Source organism: Sorangium sp. So ce363 (genome assembly GCF_051520435.1).
Lineage (GTDB): Bacteria > Myxococcota_A > Polyangia > Polyangiales > Polyangiaceae > Sorangium > Sorangium cellulosum_B.
Window position 1 is genome coordinate 6,462,943 of the sequence record NZ_CP150333.1, and the last position, 19,333, is coordinate 6,482,275.

A 19,333-nucleotide genomic window follows, 5' to 3' on the forward strand; every position below is an offset into this window, starting at 1 on the left:
ACCTACCCCAGTATACTCGCGCCCCATGCGCTGCTCCGAGTGCCATCGCCGCCTCCCAGCGCGGGCCGGCGCCGCGTGCCCGGCGCACCCTCTGGCCTCATCGCCGGTGACGAGCGCCGACGAGCGCGAGCACGAGGCGCTCGAGCAGGATCCGCCGCCGCTGGTGCCCGGGCTCCTCGTCGAAGGGTTCCGTGTCGAGCGGCTGCTCGGGCAAGGTGGGTTCGCGCGCGTCTACGCGGCGACGCGCGAGGGCGACGGCCGCGCCGTGGCGCTCAAGGTGGCGCGCCGGCAAGACGACGGCCGGATCGAGCGGGAGGCCGCGGCGCTCGCCCGCCTCGCGCCGCCGCTGGTCCCCGCGCTGCTCGGCCGCGGGCGCACGGGGGAGCTCGGCCCGTTCCTCGTGCTGGAGCGGCTCGAGGGCAGCTCGCTCGCGCGCTGCCTCGCGGACCTGCCGGGCACCGGCGCGATGCCGATCGAGCAGGCGTCGGCGATCGCGCGCGCGCTCTCGGTCGCGCTGGACGCGGCGCACGACGCCGGGCTGGTGCACCGCGATCTCAAGCCCGAGAACGTGTGGCTGCGGCCGGGCGGGGAGGTCGCGCTGATCGACTTCGGCCTGGCCGCGCAGGCGCGCGCCGGCGACGATGCGCGCGCGGCGCTCGGCCCCGACCTGACGCAGACCGGGGCGATCCTTGGGACGGCGGCGTACATGGCGCCGGAGCAGTGCCTCGGCGCGCGCGCCGTCGACGCGCGCGCCGACATCTACGCGCTCGGCGCGATGATCTTCGAGCTGCTCACCGGGCGGCCGCCGTTCGTCGGCGAGGCGGCCGAGGTGCGGCAGGCCCACGTGGCGCGCCGCCCCGACCCGCCGTCGTCGCTCGCGCAGCTGCCGGAGGGCGCCGACGAGGCGGTCCTCCGCTGCCTCGCGAAGGAACCCGAGGCCCGCCCGGCCCGCGCCAGCGACGTGGCGCGCGCGCTCGCGGCGTCGCTGGAAGCGCGCGTCGCCCCGTCCCGAGGGCGCGCGGCTTCCTCCGGCGCGCCCGCTCCCACCACCGACCCGCGCCGGGCGGTGGCGCTGCTCGCCCTGCGCACGCGGGAGCGCGCGGACGCGCTCGTCGACATCGCCCGCGCCGAAGGCGGCATCCTGGCGCGCTTTCGCGGGGAGCGCATGGTGCTCGCCTTCCCCGCCGCCGACGCACCAGGCGACGGCGTGCGCGCGGCGGAGCGGGTGGCCCAGCGCCTCGCCGCGGCCGGCGCAGCGAAGCCACCCCTCGTCGTCCACTTGGCTCCGCTCCGGGTGCGCGAGGGCACGCACGGCGTCACGCTCGCAGGCGCTGCGCTCGAGGACGCGGAGACCTGGGGGGCCGGCCCGGGCGACGCGGACGCCGTGCCGCCGGCGATCCTCACGGCCGAAGCGCGGCGCGCGCTCGCGGACGGCCTGCGCGATACCCCGCCCTCACCGCGCCACGCGCCCCCCGACGAGCCCGGCGAGACCGCCCTGCGCGGCCGCGACGCGGCGCTCTGCACGGCCCTCGCCGCCGCGCAGGAGGCGCTCGCCGGCGGCGGGCCGGCGCTCGTCACCGCGCTCGGCGCGGAAGGGCACGGAAAGAGCCGGTTCCTCGGGGCGCTCGCGGCGGCGCTCCACGCCGGCGGCGCGGCCGTGCACGCCGCGGCGGCGCTCCGGCCAGAGGCGGCCGAGCACGGCGCGACGCTCGTCGCGCTCCTGCGCGCGGCCCTGGATCTGCCGGCCAGCGGCGAGCGCGACGCGAGCGCCCGGGAGGCGCTCGTCCAGCGGCTCGGCGCGGCGGAGGCCGCGCGCGCCTGGCCGGCCGTCGGGCTCGCCCTTGGGCGGCTCGCCCCGGGAGACCCGGCCGCCGCGCCGCTGCTCGGGGCGCCAGGCGCGCGCCGCCACGCCGAGGCCCGCGCGCTCGCGGCCGCCCTCGCGGCCGCCGCGCCGCTCGCGCTGCTGCTCGACGACGCCGACCTCGCCGACGCGTCCGCGCTCGACGCGATCGAGCTCGCCACGGCCGAGGGCAGCGCGGCGCGCCTCGCGATCGTGCTCGCCGCGAGGCCGTCGATCGCGTCGCTCCGTCCGGCGCTCGGGGAGCGCGCCGCCCGCCGCGTGGCGCTCGACCTCGGCCCGCTCGACGCCGACGCCGCGGGCGCGCTGCTCCGGGACCGCCTCCGCCCCGTCGAGTTCGTCCCCCGCGCCGTGCTCGATCGCCTCCACGCGCTGGCGCGCGGCGTCCCGCGCGACCTCGTCGAGGTGGCGTGCGCCCTGCGCGTCGGCGGCGCGATCCAGCGCGCCCGGGGCGGCGAGGGCTGGACGCTCGCGCCGCACGAGCTGCTCTCCCTGTCGGCCGCGCCGCTCGGCGAGCGCCTCGCCGAGCGCGCGCTCGCGGCCCTGCCGCCGCCGCTCGTGGACCTGCTCGAGCGCGCGGCGATCCTCGGCGACGACCTCTCCCCGGCCGAGCTCGAGGCCGCCCTGCGGGCGCTGGATCGCGCCACCGACGCGCCGCCGCCGGCCGGCGCGCTGGACCCGGGCGTCGGCCTCGCGCGCCTCGCCAGGGCCGGCGTGCTCGTCGCGCGCTCGGCGTCGCCGCCGCGCTACGCCTTCCGGCACCCGCTCCTGCGCGAGGCCGTCGAGGCGCGCATCCCGCCCGCCCGCCGCCGCGCGCTGCACGCCGCCGTCCTCCAGGGCCTCCTTGGCGCGCCGCGCGCCGCGGGGGCGCGCGCCCGGATCGCCCGCCACGCGGCCGCCGCGGGAGACCTGGCCGCGGCGGCGGCGGCGCACGCCGAGCTCGCGGACGAGGCGCTCGCCCGGCACGACGTCGTCGAGGCCGAGCAGCGCTTCACCGCGGCCCTGCGCCTCGCCGGCCTCCTCGAGCGCGACGACCCCGAGGCCCGCGCCCGCGCGCTCGCGGGCCGAGGCCGCGCGCGCTACCGCCTGCAGCGCTTCGAGGAGTCGCTCGCCGATCTGCGCGCCGCCCGCGCGCTGGCCGAGGCCGCGGGCGACCGGGCCCGCGCGGCCGAGCTCCTCCTCGAGGAGGCGACCGCGCTCGACTGGCTCGAGGACTTCCCCGCCTCCGCGGCGATCGCGGCGCGCGCCGCCGAGCTCTGCGCCGGCCTCGGCGACGCCCGCCTCGACGCGCGCTGCCTGCTCGCGGGCGGCCGCTCGGACTGCCGCGACCAGCGCGTCGACGAGGGGATCCCCAAGCTGGAGCGGGCCGCCCGCGGCGCGCTCGCCGTCGGCGACCACGAGGCGCACGTCATCGCCCGGCTGGTGCTCGTCGCGTCGCTCTCGATGGCCCGCCGGCTCGACGAGGCCGAGCGCCACGCCGAGGCCGTCGTCGAGGCCTGCCTGCGCGCCGGCGACGTCTTCCACCTGTGCACCGCGTACATCAACCGCGTCTTCATGTGGGTGAAGCGGCGGGAGGAAGGGCGCGCGGTCGCGGACCAGCGGGAGGCCGTCCGCCTCGCCCGCGAGCTCGGCCACGCCCAGCTCGAGCGCTGGGCCACGCTGAACCTGGCGGAGCTGCGGTACTGGCTGGGCGCGCCGGACGAGGCCCTCCCGCTCGCGCGCCGCAGCCTCGACCTCCAGCGGCGTTATTTCAACCAGCGCCCTTCGCCGGACGACGTCCTCCTCCTCGCCCGCATCCACGTCGCCCGGGGCGAGCACGACGAGGCGGCCCGCCACCTGGCCGAAGCCCGCGCGAGCCTCCCCGAACCCGACCTCACCCCTTGCGCCCGGACGCTGGCACGCCTGGTGCAACAGGCTCTGGACGACCGGGCGGCCGGTCGGTTCGACGCTGCGGCATGGCGCGCGCTCGTGGACGAGGCGCGGCAGACCGCGATCCTTCACGAGCACGCCGAGGCGCTTCACAGCGCGGCCCTCTCGGCCCTCCGGGCGGGCGCCGCCGGCGAGGCGCTGGCGCTCGTGCGGGACGCAAGGGCGATCTCGGCGGGCTTCTGGGAGCAGCGGTTCGACGAGATCGAGCGCGCGCTCCTCTCGCCGGGATAGAGCGGCGAAGCGTGAACCGACGATCCGGCTCGCCAGCACGAGAAAGGAACCTCACCGCGTGATGATCAACCGGATCCCTGGGCTGCTTGTGTTCTGTCTCGGGCTCGCTAGCGCCGGCGCGGGCTGCGCCGGCGTCGGCGTCGGCGACGACGCCTCGCCGCTCGACGGGCCGCCGCGCGCGGCGCCCGCGGGGAGCGGCTCATCGAGCGGGTCGGCCATCGGGCCGGCCAGCGGCGGGTCGGCCAGCGGCGGGTCGGCCAACGAGCTGGTGGCGGCCATCGCGGACGCGGTGCAGGGCGTCTGGGGCAACGGCCTCTCCGCCGAGGCGCTCACCCGCAACGCGCTGATCGCGAACCCGCGTGCCAATCCCGTCATGGTGTCCGTCCCGCTCGCGACCGAGAGCTACGCCGACACAGGCCCCTACCCCGCGCTCCGCCGCCAGCTCCGCCACGAGCCCACGCGCGAGGTGATGGACTATCTCGTCTCCTGCGCCCTCGAGAGGGGCCAGAGCGTGTCGTATACCGACACGTCGACAGGCAAGGAATTCACATTCGACGGCGAGATCGGGATCTGCCCTGCCTGGGCCGTGGGCCCGGTGGGAGCGAAGTGCCAGCAGCTCGTCTCGGCGTGCATGCTCTCGCTCGTGAACGCCCTGGGCCGCTCGATCACCGTCTCGCTGCGAGGCCAGGCGTTCCCGGAGCACCGGCCGGGGCTCCTCACGCCGGCGCCCTCCGTCCGCGTGGTGACGAAGACGGAGGACGGTGACACCATTCCGAGCTTCAGGCGGTGCGCGATCGATTCCGAGGGCGCGTCGCGCAACTGTGGATGGACGGCCCAGAACGTCGGCTCCTGCACCCCGGGCTCGACCGTGTTCATCGCGACCGGCGAAGCGCCCCTGACCGACTGCGCCGACGACCCGGCGAGCGCCGCCGGGCTGCCCGTCAGCGACACGGTGCTTCGCGTCTGCAGCGGTATCCGCGGCTGCGACGCCGGCTCACCCGATCTCATCGATCCGCGCGAGGTGCGCTGCGGCGGGCGCACCGAGCCTGCGCTCCGCTTCGTCTGCCCTCAAAGCGCCTACTTCAGCCTCATGAGCGGCCCGCGGGCGAGCGGCCGCGCCGGCCTCTCCGCGCCGGCCGGAGTCGCCGCGATGCTCCAGAAGCACCGCCGCTTCAGCGTCGCGAGCCGCCCGCGGCCGAGCCCCCCGCCGCCGCCCGGCGCCGTCTCCATCGCCGAGGCGACGTTCCGCGACGCGGTGTATCCAGCGGCGGAGGCCGACGTCTTCGCCTGGCGCGAGGGCGCGTTCTACGGGAACCTGTGGGGCAATCAGCCCCTCCACCCCCGGCTCCAGGCGGGAATGAACGAAGTGACAGAGAACGGCGAATTCGAGCGTGCTCCGGCCCCCAGAGAGGAGGAGTCCGGGCAGGCCATCTATCGGAACGCCTTCGCCTGCACGGGTGAATACTGGAGCGATCACGCCGCGTACGTGGGGGAACGCCTCTGCGCCGGCGCCGAGGGCGAGGTGGACTGCGTCGCGACCCCGGTCGGCGCCTGCGGTGAATCGCACCTCGTGGCGGACTGTCCGCAGCTCGACCAGTGCTCCGTCGACGACGGGGAGCTCGTGGAGGGCGACAGGGACTTCCAGCAGTGCGCGGGCGGCGGGGGCACCTGGCGCCATCCGATCACGGTGTTTCTCAACCACCCGTCGGATGTCGTCCGGGACTTCCCGTTCTCCCCGTTCGCGCCGGTGTTGCCCGGCGGCGCGCTGTCCGTCAACCCGCCGCTCTGTCCCTGAGCGGCGGCCGCCGCGTCAGCGCGCGGCCGCGCGGCCGACCCACCGCGCGCTCACCCGTCCCTGTAGTCGCCTGGCTCGATGCCATAACGCGCGATCCACCGGTGGATCTGCGTTCGCCCCTTCCCCATCGCCCGCGCCACGGCGCTGACGTTCCCGCGGTGCTCGCGGAAGAGGCGGATGAGCGCCTCGCGCCGCTGCTGGTCCTCCTCGGCGGGCCGCTGGCGCTCGGCGGGCTGGGCGTCGGGCTTCGAGGCCTCGGGCGGGTGGCTGCTCCGCGGCACGACGACGGGCGGCGGCAGGTGGTCGAGCTCCACCCGGCCGCCGCCGGCGAGCACGATCGCTGTCGCCAGGCACTTCTCCAGCTCGCGGACGTTGAGCCGCCACTCGCGCAGGAGGAGCGCGCGCGCCGCCTCGCAGCCGAGCGAGATCGACGCGGCCCGGTCCGGGGCGGCGCGGCGGAGCAGCGCGGCGATGAGCAGCCCGAGATCCTCCCGGCGCCTGCGCAGGGGCGGCAGCTCGAGCACGAAGCCCGAGAGTCGCGCGAAGAGATCGCCCCGGAAGTCGCCGTGCTCGACCATCGCAGGGAGGTCGCGGTGCGTGGCCACGACGACGCGGAGGTCGACCTTCACGGGGCGCGTCGCGCCCACCGCGACGACCTCCGACTCCTGCAGCACGCGCAGGAACGCGGTCTGCGACGCCGCGGGCAGATCGCCGATCTCGTCGAGGAAGAGCGTGCCGCGGTCGGACGCGCGGATGAGGCCGGGCCGGTCCTCGGCGGCGCCGGAGAAGGCGCCCTTCTTGTGGCCGAACAGCTCGGACTCGATGAGGCTCTCGGGCAGCGCGCCGCAGTTGATGGCGACGAACGGGCCGGGCCGCCCCGAGAGCGCGTGGACGGCGCGCGCGGCGACCTCCTTGCCGGTGCCGCTCTCGCCCTGGAGGACGACGGGGATGGGCGCGGGCGCGACGGCCCGGAGGGAGGCGAAGCGCTCGGCCAGCTCGGGCGAGAAGGTGGCGAGGCCGAACGGCTGATCCGTCGCCTGGGCCGCGTCGCTCGCCGCCTCGTCGGGCACCGCGACCTCGCGGAACAGAAAGAACGTGTGCCCGAGCTCGATCAGGTCCCCTTCGGCGAGCGTCGCGCTCCGCCGTGGCACGCCGTTCACGAACGTGCCGTTCGTCGAGCCGAGGTCCTCCAGGCAGAGCTGGCCGCCGTCGCGCGTGATCCGCGCGTGCCGGGACGACACCCAGCCGTCCTCGAGGCGCACGTCGAGCAGCGCCCGGTCCGCCTCGGTCCGCCGGTCGATCGAGCGCACCGGGCCTCGCCCGAACCGCACCTCGTCGACCCCGTCGAGCGCCAGCCGCGCGGGCGGATCCATCGGCCGCTGGCACTGCAAGACGAGGAAGAGGAACGGCCGCGGCTCGGCGGCGCAGCCGGCGCGCCGCCGGGTGCGGACCAGCGTCGACGGCTCGTCCCGACCCGCGCTCATCCTGCCCCTCTCCGCCCCTGGCAGGCCGCGCACGGAGGAGGCGCCAGCGAATCGACCCGAGGCTGCATGCCGCAGGCCCACGATCTATCACGCCCCGCCAGCCAGTGGAGCAAGCTCAGGCGCGCGAAGCGCACGCGCTGGTCGTCCTGTCGCAGCGCCCCGAGCTGGCAGGGCGGCTCGCCGGGCCGTCAGCGGTAGGGCCCCTGCGGCGCGGGCGCCGCGAGCGCAGCGACGACGGCGATCGCGCGCTCGATCCGGTCGCGCCCCGTCTCGATGCAGCCGAACACCAGCTTGACCGCGGCCTCATCGCCCACGACGGCCGCCGGGCGGAGCGCGGCGATCTCGCGCCTCACCTCGTCGGTCAGGCGCCACGCCACCCGGTCCGGCGCGTCGGCCTGCACCTCGTACGCCCGCGACAGGCCGCCGTCGTCGGGCTGCCCGGAGTTCACCCGGTCCGGCCCGCGCCTGGCCCGGCGTTTCACGATGAACCGCTCCGACGGGGACGCGGCGCGGGCGACGCGCACCTGCGTGCCGAACGCCCCCCGCCTTCCATCCCGGCCGAACGCCACGGTGAGGCGCCGGCCGCGGTGCTCGAGCTCGATGGTCATGCCTCCTCCGGACGAGGCGGTCCCGGCGCCGGACAGGAGGCGCCCGCCGAGCTGTTGCGAGAGCGCCCGCAGCTCCTTCGTGAGCGCCCGGCCGCGGCCGGCGACGAGCGCCGCGGCGCGGATGGCGCTCGCGAGCTTCTCGGCGTCGTCCTCCAGCCCGGCGCGGAGCGCGGTCAGCCGGTGCGACTCGAGCGTGAGCTGGTATTCGGTCGCCGCGCGGAGCGCCTCGCGCAGCTCTCGCGTGAGCCACCAGCGCGCGAGCGCCGGGCTGCTCGCCTGCACGACGAAGGCGCCGTCCTCCGCGGGGTCGCCGGCGTCCACCCGCCGCGCCCGGAAACGCCCGCCGCTCGGCCGGTCGAGCTGCTGCTCGTTGACCCGGAGCCTGAGGCCCGACGGGTTGCTCACCGTGCCCGTGATGCGGGTGCTGTAGCGCACGACGGCCGCGCCGCTGCGATCGACGTCGTGGTCGACGAGGAGCGCGACGCTGTCGAGCACCACGGAGATCTGCATCCGCGGGTCTCCCGATGGGTCTGGACCCGACCGGAACTCCCCCCCGACGAGGGCCGCCGCGCGCTGCCACATGGGCCGTGCGAGCCGCCAGCGGGCCTCGGCCGCCCGCCGCGCGTCGTTGCGCGCGTACGCGGAGAAGCGCGCGAGCCCCGCGATCCCCGCGATGATCATCAGGACGAAGATGGGCTCCATCCTCGCCCAGGGTATCGTCCCCGCGAGGGTGCGCCCAGGCGAGACCGGCCCGGGGGCGGCCGATCTCGTCTGGGCGGCTCGCCGCGCGGAAGGGCGCGGCGGGCCGCCGCCTACTGATCGCCGTGGACCGAGAGATGATAGGTGTTGCCGGGGTCCACCTGCGAGATGACGACCGTGTACGTATCGTTGTTCTCTGTCTCGTACGAGAACACGCCCCCTGTCGACGTGACGGTCCGGAGGAAGACCAGGACATCGTTGCCCCACATGTTCCTGTAGTACACCGCCATCTGGACCGTGCCCGAGGTGGAGTCCACGTGGGCGTGATACCACTTGGTGCCGTTGACCGTGACCGTGCGGCCGACGCTGCTGTCGGTCCAGCAATAATCGAAATCGACGCTGCTCGCGCTGCAATAACTCGCCACGAAATCGCTCGCCGTCAGGGCTTGCGCGGCGGTCCCGAGCTCCTCTCCGGCGCTCGGTCGCCGCGCCGGCGCCGGCGCCGCCTCCTCGACCACGTCCACGTCGGGCGCGATCGCGGCGCGGCGCGCGCCGCCCGCGAGCCGGGCCGCGTCCATGCGGTCCTGCGCCGCGATCAGCGCCGGCGGCGCGGCCTGTCGCGAGAGCGCTTCGTAGAGCGCGACGGGGGGCAGCCGCTCCATGGACTCGTCGAGCTCGCCGGTGGTGAAGGCCAGGACGCGGCCCTCCTCCGGCTCGTAGAAATGAACCTCGGCGCCGTTCGAGAGCTGCAGGCTCGTGATCGGGGCGAGCCCCTCCTCGACCGCCTCGTCCGCCGGCTCCTGCCCCACGGCGCAGCCGCCGAGGGCGCAGAGCCCCAGCGCGAGGGCCGCGGCGCGGCGGGCGGTGCGAACCATCGAGACATCACGGAGCATCGAATTCAAGGTCATGGTCATTCTCCTCGGTCCTACGTCGGTTGAGCGCGGGCTCGCGCCCGCGCGGCGGCCGGCGCGCGACACACCCTCGATCACGACGAATGCCGCGCGCCCGCCGGCCACCCCGCGGGCGTGTCGGCTCGTCAGCGCGTCGCGGCGGCCTTCACTGCAGGACATGGCAAGAGCGGGGCCAGCAGCGATGACGAGCCGCGATATCGCGCGACACGCGCCGTGTCAGGTGAATCTCGCGCTCTTTCCCCTACCGCCCAGAGGACACCCTCTCTTCCGGGAGCGCCGGCGCGCACACGCGCGCCGGCCGGGTGCCTGCCACACTGACCGGTGTGGCACGTGTCAGGTGTGACAGGGGTGATACGGCGCAGCCCGCGCCGCCCCCCAGCGGCGACAGCCCACCACGTGACAAGGACGACCTGGCACCACCGCGTCAGGCCCGTGAAACGAAGCGCGGCTCACCGCGCCGCTCGCCTTCGTGAACGAGCGGCTGGCCCGGCGCTACGGGACGAGCGGCGTCTGCGCGCCGTGCAGCTCGCGCTCGTTGGGGGAGAAGGAACTCCAATGTAGGAAACGAGAGAGACCCGATGTGGGAGAAGGAAGTCCAATGTGGAGAGGCGGAGAGGGAAGTCCAAACCCTCCGGAGACGTCAAGTCCCAACTGCGGAAGCTGCCCTGGATCGACAGAACATTTTTCCGCGCAATCCGGCCTCCCTGAAAAAGTGACACCATATCGACAACTTACCCATGAATCGAAGGAGCCGTCTTCCCTCAACAGCCTTCCGCGATTGACATCGGAGATGTGAGCGTTCACATTGGCACTCGTCGGTATTCTTTTGCTTCGCATCGGAAGGGTGGTCATGCGCACTGAGATCTCTACGAGAACGGGCCACGCGGGCCAGTGGGCTGATCCATGAGACTTCGATCTCCACCGAGCTCTTCGGCGCGCTGAGCCCCAGCGCCGGCGACGACGCCGCCCCGAGGGGGGTCGGCACGTCCGACGACGACCCGCGCGCGGGGGCTCGACTCGGCCGACACCGGCTCGACCAGGTACACCTCGACCTGCGCGTCGGGGGGGAGAAGGAGGTCCAAACGCCTCGGAGACGTCAAGCCCCAACTGCGGGAGCTGCCCTGGGTTGACAGACATTCTTTCCATGTGATCCGGCCCCACGGGAGAGCGACGCCATATCAACAACTTATCTACGCGTCGAAGGGGCCGCTTTCACGCCACTACGACATTCCCGCTTAAGTACAGGAGAACCTTATGAGAATGCGATTTGAACGCTGGACCCTGCTGACGACGATCGCGCTCAGCGCGTGCATCTCCGCCGAGCAGCTCGATGAAGACGGCTACGAGTTCGAAGAGCTGGCCGAGAGCGTCACCATCGATACCGCGGCGACCTACACGATCACCGGCGTCCAGAGTGGAAAATGCGTCGAGGTGGCTGGAGGCAGCACCGCGGACGCAGCCGCCTTGCAGATCGCCAGCTGCAACGGCTCGACGCGGCAACAGTTCCGCATGGAATCGGCGGGCGGCGGCTACTATCGCATCCGCAACGTCAACAGCAACCGTTGCATGGACGTCGCGGGCGCCTCCACCAGCGACGGCGCTCGCATCCAGCAATACTCCTGCTGGACCGGGGAGAACCAGCAGTGGTCGTTCACGGACGTCGCCAGCGGCGTCGTGCGCCTCACCGCACGCAACAGCGGCAAGTCCCTGGACGTCTACGCCCGCGGCACCGCGGACGGCACCGCCTTGGTTCAATGGGCATCGAACGGCGGCACCAACCAGCAATTCCGGATCACCCCCGTGAGCTCGGGCACTGGCACCGGCGGCAGCGGCGGCGCCGGCGGCACCGGCGGCACGGGCGGCACCGGCGGCACCGGCGGCAGCGGCGGCGCCGGAGGCGGCGGGGCAGGCGGCAAGTTCGTCGGCAACATCACAACCGGCGGGCAGGTGCGAGCGGATCTGTCCCGGTACTGGAACCAGATCAGCCCGGAGAACGAGGGCAAGTGGGGCTCCGTCGAACCCACGCGGGACGTCATGAGCTGGGCCGGCATGGACCGAGTCCGGGATTACGCTCGCCAGAAGGGCATTCCCTACAAGGGCCACACCCTGATCTGGGGTGCCCAGCAGCCGGGCTGGATCGCCAATCTGTCGCAGAGCGAGCAACGCGCAGAGGTAGAAGAGTGGATCCAGGCGTTCTGCCAGCGCTACCCGGACGTCGCCGTCATCGACGTCGTGAACGAGCCGCCCCCGCACACCACCCCGTCGTACATGAACGCCCTCGGCGGCGCGGGCTCGAGCGGCTACGACTGGATCGTGCAAGCGTTCAAGTGGGCGCGGCAGTACTGCCCGAACGCCAAGCTGCTGCTCAACGACTACAACAACATCGAGTACAGCGGTGACAATCAGAACACGCTGAATATCGTCAATCGGATCCGGGCGGCGGGGGCTCCCATCGACGGCATCGGAGCTCAGGCTCACGACGCGTACAAGCTCAACACCAGCACCGTCAAGGGCTTCCTCGACCGGCTCGCCGGCACCGGCTTACCGGTGTATATCACCGAGTACGATATCAACCTGGCGAACGACACGCAGCAGCTCAACGTGATGCAGAGCCAGTTCCCCATGTTCTACGACCATCCGAGCGTGAAAGGCATCACGCTGTGGGGGTACATCAGCGGCCAGACGTGGGTGGCCAACTCAGGACTCATGAGCAGCAGCGGCCAGATGCGGCCCGCCATGTCCTGGCTGATGAGCTACCTGGGGCGCTGACGCCGGACGCGCTGACGCGCGGTTCACGGAGATCCACGCGCCCGGAGATCGCCGCGCAGGCTCGTCGGCTCGGTCGCAGATCGACGGAGTCGACCCGCAAGGCCAGCGCTTGCGCGGCCGATCCCGGGCGCCTTCCCATGGTTCTTGCTTCCCGCTTCGTATGCCTTTGAACAGAGGGGATGATGATGAGAATCCGATTCAGACGATGGTCGCTGCTCACGACGCTCGCCGCCACGGCCGCGTGCGTCTCCGCTGAGCAGCTCGATGAAGACGGCTACGAGTTCGACGAGCTCGCCGAGAGCGTCACCATCGATACCGCGGCGACCTACACGATCGTCGGCGTCCAGAGTGGAAAATGCGTCGAGGTGGCCGGAGGCAGCACCGCGGACGCGGCGGCCTTGCAGATCGCCAGCTGCAACGGCTCGACGCGGCAACAGTTCCGCATGGAATCGGCGGGCGGCGGCTACTATCGCATCCGCAACGTCAACAGCAACCGTTGCATGGACGTCGCGGGCGCCTCCACCAGCGACGGCGCTCGCATCCAGCAATACTCCTGCTGGACCGGGGAGAACCAGCAGTGGTCCTTCACGGACGTCGCCAGCGGCGTCGTGCGCCTCACCGCACGCAACAGCGGCAAGTCCCTGGACGTCTACGGCCGCGGCACCGCGGACGGCACCGCCTTGATTCAATGGACATCGAACGGCGGGACCAACCAGCAATTCCGGATCACGCCCGTGAGCTCGGGCACTGGCACCGGCGGCACCGGCGGCGCCGGCGGCACGGGAGGCACCGGCGGCACGGGGGGCACCGGCGGCAGCGGCGGCAGCGGCGGCAGCGGCGGCGGCGAAGGGTGCGGCTTGCCGACCACCTTCCGCTGGCAGTCGAGCAGCGCGCTGGTGAGCCCGAAGTCCGACGCGACTCACAACATCGTGTCCATCAAGGATCCGACGGTCTCCTTCTTCAACGATCGATGGCACATCTACGCCACCACGGCGAACACCGCCGGCAACTGGCAGATGACTTACCTGAACTTCACCGACTGGTCCCAGGCCGCGTCCGCATCGCATTACTACATGGATCGCACGCCTGGCTTCAGCGGCTATCGGTGCGCGCCGCAGATGTTCTTCTTCAGGCCTCAGAACAAGTGGTACCTCATCTATCAATCGCAGCCGCCGCAGTTCTCCACGACCAGCGACCCGAGCCGCCCGGACACCTGGACCAGGCCCCAGAACTTCTTCGCGTCCACGCCCGCTGGCATGCCCAGCCTGCCCATCGATTACTGGGTGATCTGCGACAGCGCCAACTGTTATCTCTTCTTCACCGGCGACGACGGCCGGATGTACCGCAGCCAGACCACAGTGCAGAACTTCCCGAACGGATTCGGCCCGGTCTCGATCGCCCTTCAGGACTCGAATCGTAACAATCTGTTCGAGGGGAGCTCCACGTACAAGATCAAGGGCATGAACAAGTACCTGACCGTGATCGAGGCCATCGGCCCGACGGGCGCCAGGTTCTATCGCTCATTCACCGCGGATCGCCTCGACGGCGCGTGGACCCCGCTCGCGCATACCTGGAACGCGCCGTTCGCAGGTCAAAACAACGTCACCTACGCGCCAGGCGTGGCTGACTGGAGCGACGACGTCAGCCATGGCGAGCTGGTGCGCGATGGCAACGACGAAACCGCGACGATCGACACCTGCAATCTGCAGTTCCTGTATCAAGGACGCAACCCCAGCTCGGGCGGCGAATACTCGCAGCTCCCGTACCGCCTCGGCCTGTTGAAGGCGGTTCGCTAGAACACTGTTCACGTCGGAGTCCCGAGAAAATCAATAGAAGGGAAGACGAACCGGTAGAGCAGCGGGGAGCCGGCGGAAACGCCGGCCGCCCGCTGCTCTACCGGTACCCCTCTTTCCCGCGTTCCTTTCCCTTGGAGCTTGCTTCCCGGCAGGTCGGTCGGGCCTCGCAACGCATTGAACACAGGGAACTTTCAACCTGTTCGGTGCTCTACAGCAAACGGCTTCCGAGAAGTGAAGCCCTCGCTGCTGCTCGCGTCTCGTACAGCCACGCTGTAGCCGAGAGAACATTTCCTTATGCGCTCCAGAACCTCCGGGAAAAGCAACGCCAAATCAACTACGTCTTCACTCATTGAAATCGCCGCCTTCACCCCACAGCCACAGCCTGCGGGGCGCCCCTCGCTGGGATCCTTCGCGCGTGTTAAGATGGCCCTCATGGTGTGGGTGGTCCTCTTGGGTGCGCTCCTCTTCGCGAGCGCCTGTGACAGCACCGTCGTCGTTCGCGAGGACGGCCATCGCGCGAGCGACGGCGACGGCGGCGGCGACGGCGATGGCGACGGCGGCACGTCAGCGCCAGGCGGCGGAAGCAGCGATACCAGCAGTTCGTCCTCATCACCCGGTTGGACGGTGCCGCCCGATCGGGTCTACAGCTATATCGATTGCGGCGACGAGACCGCCGACTCGACGCTCTTCGTGGAGATCTCGCCGAGAGGCTCCGGCTGTCTGCCCGCGGCGGACGTCTTGGACGATGTGCTCGTGTTCGGGATCGTGAGGTGGGACGGGCAACCGGGAACGTTCACGCTCGGTGTCGAGACGCCGCACGGCATGGCGCTGGCCGCCAGGGGCTTGCAGCCCGATCCCCTCATTGGCACGCTGACGATCGAGCCATACGTCGGGACGCCTTCGACGATCGCGTGGGATCTATCCGTAGGCGCTGGCCGCACCGACCTATCCGTTTGCGGCCGCTTCGACGACTTCCCGTGCCGGTGAGCCTCACTCGCCTTTGACGAACGGCACATCGAGCGAGCCCTCCGTCACGTTGACGTGGACCGCGCACGTGGGCGAAAGGGTGGACCCGTTCGTCCTCGCATCGGCGCCAAACGCGGCGCCACGAACGTGGTGTGAATGCGGCTCAGACCTTCGGACAGCCTCGCTTCGTCGGTCTAGACGAGGCGCAGCGGGCCGCTCGATCGCGAGGTGGGTTGTCCTCGATCCGTGGACGATGGGCGGCGCGGGCAGGTCGGCGAGCGCCTGCCGAGCGCCTCTTCCAGACGCGGCGACGCCGCGCTCAGACCTGGATGCCCGCGAGCGGCGACGTGACCCGCCCCGCGTCGACGCCGATCTCCGTCACGTTCAAGCCCATGATCTGGGCGACCGTCAGGAGCGCCTTGCTCAGGTTGTCGCCGGGGAAGTTGCGGTGCTCGTCGCCGCGCAGCCGCCCTCCGGCTTTCCCCGCGAAGAGCACCGGCCATTCCGTCCTCGTGTGCACTTTACCCCACGCGGTGTCGGACGTGACGTACACGAGCGAGCTGTCGAGCAGGTTCGAGCTGCCGTGCGGCGTGTTCTTGAGCTTCGTCAAGAACTCGTTCAGGCAGCGCATCGTGTACATCACGCCCTTGTCGACGCGAGGCTGGCTCGATTGATCCCCGGCATCTCCGTGGCAGATGGTGTCGTGAAAGTCGTCGTTCATGTCCTGCGCGAGGTGCCGGTAGTAGACGTGCGCGGCGGGCAGCGAGAACATGAACGAGAGCACGCGCGTCCTCTCGCAGGCGAGCGCGAGCGCCGAGAGCTCGACCATGGCGGTGTTCACCGCAGGGGGCGCCTCGCTCTGCGAGTCCTTGCCGGCGGTGGGGGCCGTCGGGCTCTTGCACGCCGCCGTCGCGCCGCCGTCGGACGGCATGGTCTCGAGGCGCTGCTCGATGGCGCGGATCGACTCGAGGTGCTCCTCGATACGATGCCTGTCGGCCGCCCCGAGCCGCTGCTTCAGGCTCGCGCCGTCCTGCAGGACGGAGTCGAGCACGCTCTTCCGGACGTTCGCGAGCTTCGCGGCCTGCTCCGCGCCGTCGTCGCTGGGCTCGGGCAAGCCGTTCATGAACAATCGATTGAACACGGCCTTCGGATCGAACTCCGGGTTGTTGCGCGCGTTCGGCCCCCTGTGCGAGACCGTATGCAGCGAGTCCGGAGCGCCGCCCGGCGTCGCCGGCGTCAATCCGACCTCGAGAGAGCGGTACGGCGCCCCCTCCGAGATGGCGTTCGCGACGACCTGATCGATGGACGCGGCCCGCACGGCGTTCCCGCTGAGCGGCGCGCCGGTCGTGGCCCCCGCCGACCCCGTGGGGTGCTCTGAGCCGGAGACCACCAGCTTGTTCTCGAGGCCGCTGATCACCGTGAGATACGACTTGAGATCCGCGAGGGGCTCGAGCTCGGGGCTGAGGTCCCAGGCCTGACCGGAGCCCGTGCGCGTCGGCTTCCAGCGACCGGGCAGCGTGCCGTTCCCGAAGAACCACGTGACGTAGAGCGGCGACACCGGCGTCTTCGTCTGAGCGTGCGCCGTGCCGCTCTCGTTCAGCATGATCTCCAGCAAGGGGAGCGGGATGGTGACGGCGGCGCCCGTCGCCAGAATGCCCCGGAGAACAGTTCGTCGGTTCAAAGCTTTGTTCGTCATTGGGGGTACCTGCGATCAGGGTTGGGGGGCGACGGACGAGAAAGCGTCGTTGGTCACGACGTCGAGGACCAGCTCGCGCAGCTTGTACCCCGACCCTTCGAACGAAGCGGTCAGCGCGTCCAGCACGCGCTCGTCCACGTCTCTCTCCTCGTGACCCGCTGCATACGTGTAGTACTTGCGGACGAGGCACTCCGCGACCGAGGCGTCCGAGCTGAGGGTCACGCCGAGCGCGCGCGCGTCGGCGACCGGCACCCCGTCGAACTCGCCGCTCGGGTCGATCGGCAGGCCGTGGTCGGTCGTGCGGAAGCGGCCGATCGCGTCGAAGGTCTCGAGCGGCAGGCCCAGCGGGTCCATGTACGAATGGCAGCCGGCGCAGGCCGGCTCGGTCCGGTGGATCTCGAGCCGCTGACGCTTCGTGAGGGGCTTGTCCGCAGGCGGCTCCGGGAGCTCGAGGGCGACGTCGCCGGGGGGCGGCGGGATGGGCGTGCACATGAGGGCGTCACGCATGAACTTGCCGCGCAAGGTGGGAGAGCCCTCCTTCTGGTTCGCGAACTGCGAGAGGAAGCCGGCTTTGCTGAGGATCCCGATGCGCGGGCCGTCCGCGGGCAACGAGCGGACCTCGAAGGCGCCCGAGCCGAGGCCGGCCGTGTCGAGACCGTAGAGCTGGGCGAGCTCGGTGTTGACGACGACCTTCGTGGTCGAGAACAGGTCGAGCGCGCTCGTTCGATCGTCGAACGCGAGGACCTCCCAGGTGCCTCGCATGTCGCGGACCATCGCCGCTCGCAGCGCGGGGCTATACTCAGGAAAGAGCGCCGTGTCTTTTGCCTGCGTGCTGATCCGATCGAGCCGCATGTACTCCTCGGCGAAGGCGCCGACCGCCTCGCGCCCCGCGGGCGCCTCGAGCAGCCGCGTCGCCGCCGCGCGGATCCCCTCCACCGTTCCGAGCGCCCCGCTCGCGGCCTGGTCGAGCAGCTCCTGGTCTGGCAGGCTGTTCCACACAAGGAACGCGAGCCGGGACGCCATCTCGTAGCCCGTCAAGCGAAGCGACCCGTCGGCGCTCGGAGCGCCGAGCTCCGGGCGATACAGGAAGTTCGGAGACGTGAAGAGGGCCACCGTCGCCCAGCGGGCCCCCTCGACGGCGCTCTCGAGCTCGGCCGCGGCCTTCGTGGCGACGGCCGCGAGCCGGTCGACCTCGGCGGCCTCGAGCGGGCGGCGCCACGCGCGAAGCCCCAGCGCCTGGAGGAAACCACGCACGCAAGCGTCGTCCTCCGCCCCGCTCGGCGCGCAGCCGATGAACTGGTCTCGCCTCGCGGGATCCGAGAACACCGCGTCGACGGCGCCCTCGATGGCCGCGTGGTACTGCTCGACGCCTCGCTCCGAGGTCACGACGGTCGCGGCGCCGACGACCGCAAAGTTCCCGTTCCAGCTGTCGGCGTCGAGCTGGTGGATATCGACCTCGACGCCCAGCATGTCGCGCACGGCGTTGCGGAACTGCGTTCTCGTCAAACGGCGCAGCATCCCGGCCGCGGGCTGGAACGGCGGCGGGTCCGAGCCCGTCGACGCTCCATCTCCCCCGGCAGAGGAAGAGGACTCCCCAGGGCCCTCCGTCGGGTCACCCAGCGCGCCCGTGCACGCGGCAGCGAACGCGAGCGCGCAAACTGCGGCCACTTCTCTCGAGAAACGGAGCTCGTGCCATGACGGCTTCTTCATCTTGCTCTCCGATAATGCAAGGGGGGTGACGACGCGCGGGGACCCACATCTCGTGACCATGCCTCAGAGCAGGCGCTCGCATCACGGAGCCCATCTCGCCCGGCGTGATGGAGCCTGGAGCACCAGAACCAGGACGGGGCCTGTGTGATGGCACTGCTGCGTCCGAGGAGGGGCTGAGCATAGCCCGCCGCAACATAGGTCACGCCGCCCCCGAAGTTGCCATCCGGCCGCTTCGCCGGACTCCCAAGAAAATTCCAGCGAACAGCACCTAGGGGTTCACGACAGCCATCGAATCAGCAAGGCTTGTCGTGGCCTCTGGTGATCACCTCTGGCGAGACACCAAGCACCATCGATCGGCAATCGCGTCAGCGACGGCCGAGCGAACGGAATCGGCACCGGGACCGATCAAGAAGACGAAGATCTCGGCGCGCAGGATGCCCCACCGAGGGCGAAGCCAAAAGATGCCCCTGAGCGCAATGTGAACGATCACATCCGAGGAGTCAACGCCAATCGACGGGCGCGCGGGCCCCCCTCGAGCCCGAGGGAGGACGACGCTGGCGGGGTGCTCCAGAGCCGCGCGCATCCGGGTCGAGGCCGAGCCGGTGCAGCGCAAGAGCCCCCTCCGGGCTCCCCGGAACCCACGATCTCGCACAAGCCAAGCTCGTGTGACAGCTCACGCGGGCGCCGCGGCCGGCCGCCGCCACGTATCGCCGGCCGCCGCCACGTATCGCCGGCCGCCGCCACGTATCGCCGGCCGCCGCCACGTATCGCCGGCCGCCGCCACGTATCGCCGGCCGCCGCCACGTATCGATCGAGGCCGAGGATGGCTGCGCACCGGTCAATTTTGATTGACCCCCATCATGTGAACGATCACAATCCGT

At 71.7% G+C, this 19,333-nt stretch carries 10 protein-coding genes; 5 read left to right on the top strand and 5 right to left on the bottom strand.

Going from position 1 to position 19,333, the window contains the following annotated elements; translation table 11 throughout:
- Positions 1-25 precede the first annotated feature (25 nt).
- Together WMF12_RS24175 and WMF12_RS24180 are read left to right on the top strand one after the other, a co-directional pair.
- Positions 26-4,018, top strand: coding sequence for a protein kinase domain-containing protein (locus WMF12_RS24175; RefSeq protein ID WP_437849299.1), 3,993 nt, complete (start codon positions 26-28; stop codon positions 4,016-4,018).
- A gap of 61 nt (positions 4,019-4,079) precedes the next feature.
- Positions 4,080-5,813: a hypothetical protein gene (locus tag WMF12_RS24180; protein ID WP_437849301.1), complete on the top strand. Its 1,734-nt coding sequence runs from the start codon at positions 4,080-4,082 to the stop codon at positions 5,811-5,813.
- 50 nt (positions 5,814-5,863) lie between these two features.
- Here the strand turns inward: WMF12_RS24180 and WMF12_RS24185 are convergent, their stop codons facing one another.
- The 3 genes from WMF12_RS24185 to WMF12_RS24195 all read right to left on the bottom strand — a co-directional run bounded on the left by WMF12_RS24185 (position 5,864) and on the right by WMF12_RS24195 (position 9,512).
- Entirely contained in the window at positions 5,864-7,297 is a 1,434-nt protein-coding gene (locus tag WMF12_RS24185) for a sigma 54-interacting transcriptional regulator (protein WP_437849303.1), read from the bottom strand.
- Positions 7,298-7,485: 188 nt separating this feature from the next.
- Positions 7,486-8,607, bottom strand: coding sequence for a hypothetical protein (locus WMF12_RS24190; RefSeq protein ID WP_437849305.1), 1,122 nt, complete (start codon positions 8,605-8,607; stop codon positions 7,486-7,488).
- Between the two features lie 110 nt (positions 8,608-8,717).
- Positions 8,718-9,512 (bottom strand): hypothetical protein, encoded by a 795-nt coding sequence (locus tag WMF12_RS24195; RefSeq protein WP_437849307.1) that lies wholly within the window; start codon positions 9,510-9,512, stop codon positions 8,718-8,720.
- A 1,257-nt stretch (positions 9,513-10,769) separates the two neighbouring features.
- On the opposite strand from WMF12_RS24195, the gene WMF12_RS24200 reads away from it, so the two are divergent.
- From WMF12_RS24200 to WMF12_RS24210, 3 genes are all read left to right on the top strand, one after another.
- Entirely contained in the window at positions 10,770-12,284 is a 1,515-nt protein-coding gene (locus WMF12_RS24200; RefSeq protein ID WP_437849308.1) for an endo-1,4-beta-xylanase, read from the top strand.
- Positions 12,285-12,469: 185 nt separating this feature from the next.
- Entirely contained in the window at positions 12,470-14,080 is a 1,611-nt protein-coding gene (locus tag WMF12_RS24205; protein WP_437849310.1) for a non-reducing end alpha-L-arabinofuranosidase family hydrolase, read from the top strand.
- Between the two features lie 294 nt (positions 14,081-14,374).
- Positions 14,375-15,067: a hypothetical protein gene (locus WMF12_RS24210; RefSeq protein ID WP_437849311.1), complete on the top strand. Its 693-nt coding sequence runs from the start codon at positions 14,375-14,377 to the stop codon at positions 15,065-15,067.
- A gap of 298 nt (positions 15,068-15,365) precedes the next feature.
- Here the strand turns inward: WMF12_RS24210 and WMF12_RS24215 are convergent, their stop codons facing one another.
- Positions 15,366-16,742 carry a DUF1552 domain-containing protein gene (locus WMF12_RS24215; RefSeq protein WP_437849313.1) on the bottom strand — a complete coding sequence of 459 codons (1,377 nt, stop codon included), beginning with the start codon at positions 16,740-16,742 and terminating at the stop codon, positions 15,366-15,368.
- 15 nt (positions 16,743-16,757) lie between these two features.
- Positions 16,758-18,452 carry a DUF1592 domain-containing protein gene (locus WMF12_RS24220; protein WP_437849315.1) on the bottom strand — a complete coding sequence of 565 codons (1,695 nt, stop codon included), beginning with the start codon at positions 18,450-18,452 and terminating at the stop codon, positions 16,758-16,760.
- Positions 18,453-19,333: the final 881 nt, after the last annotated feature.

Excerpts from the sequence above, each read along its gene's own strand:
- WMF12_RS24175 (WP_437849299.1), top strand. The coding sequence starts at position 26 with ATGCGCTGCTCCGAGTGCCATCGCCGCCTCCCAGCGCGGGCCGGCGCC.
- WMF12_RS24180 (WP_437849301.1), top strand. The coding sequence starts at position 4,080 with ATGATCAACCGGATCCCTGGGCTGCTTGTGTTCTGTCTCGGGCTCGCT.
- WMF12_RS24185 (WP_437849303.1), bottom strand. The coding sequence starts at position 7,297 with ATGAGCGCGGGTCGGGACGAGCCGTCGACGCTGGTCCGCACCCGGCGG.
- WMF12_RS24190 (WP_437849305.1), bottom strand. The coding sequence starts at position 8,607 with ATGGAGCCCATCTTCGTCCTGATGATCATCGCGGGGATCGCGGGGCTC.
- WMF12_RS24195 (WP_437849307.1), bottom strand. The coding sequence starts at position 9,512 with ATGACCTTGAATTCGATGCTCCGTGATGTCTCGATGGTTCGCACCGCC.
- WMF12_RS24200 (WP_437849308.1), top strand. The coding sequence starts at position 10,770 with ATGAGAATGCGATTTGAACGCTGGACCCTGCTGACGACGATCGCGCTC.
- WMF12_RS24205 (WP_437849310.1), top strand. The coding sequence starts at position 12,470 with ATGAGAATCCGATTCAGACGATGGTCGCTGCTCACGACGCTCGCCGCC.
- WMF12_RS24210 (WP_437849311.1), top strand. The coding sequence starts at position 14,375 with ATGCGCTCCAGAACCTCCGGGAAAAGCAACGCCAAATCAACTACGTCT.
- WMF12_RS24215 (WP_437849313.1), bottom strand. The coding sequence starts at position 16,742 with ATGACGAACAAAGCTTTGAACCGACGAACTGTTCTCCGGGGCATTCTG.
- WMF12_RS24220 (WP_437849315.1), bottom strand. The coding sequence starts at position 18,452 with ATGAAGAAGCCGTCATGGCACGAGCTCCGTTTCTCGAGAGAAGTGGCC.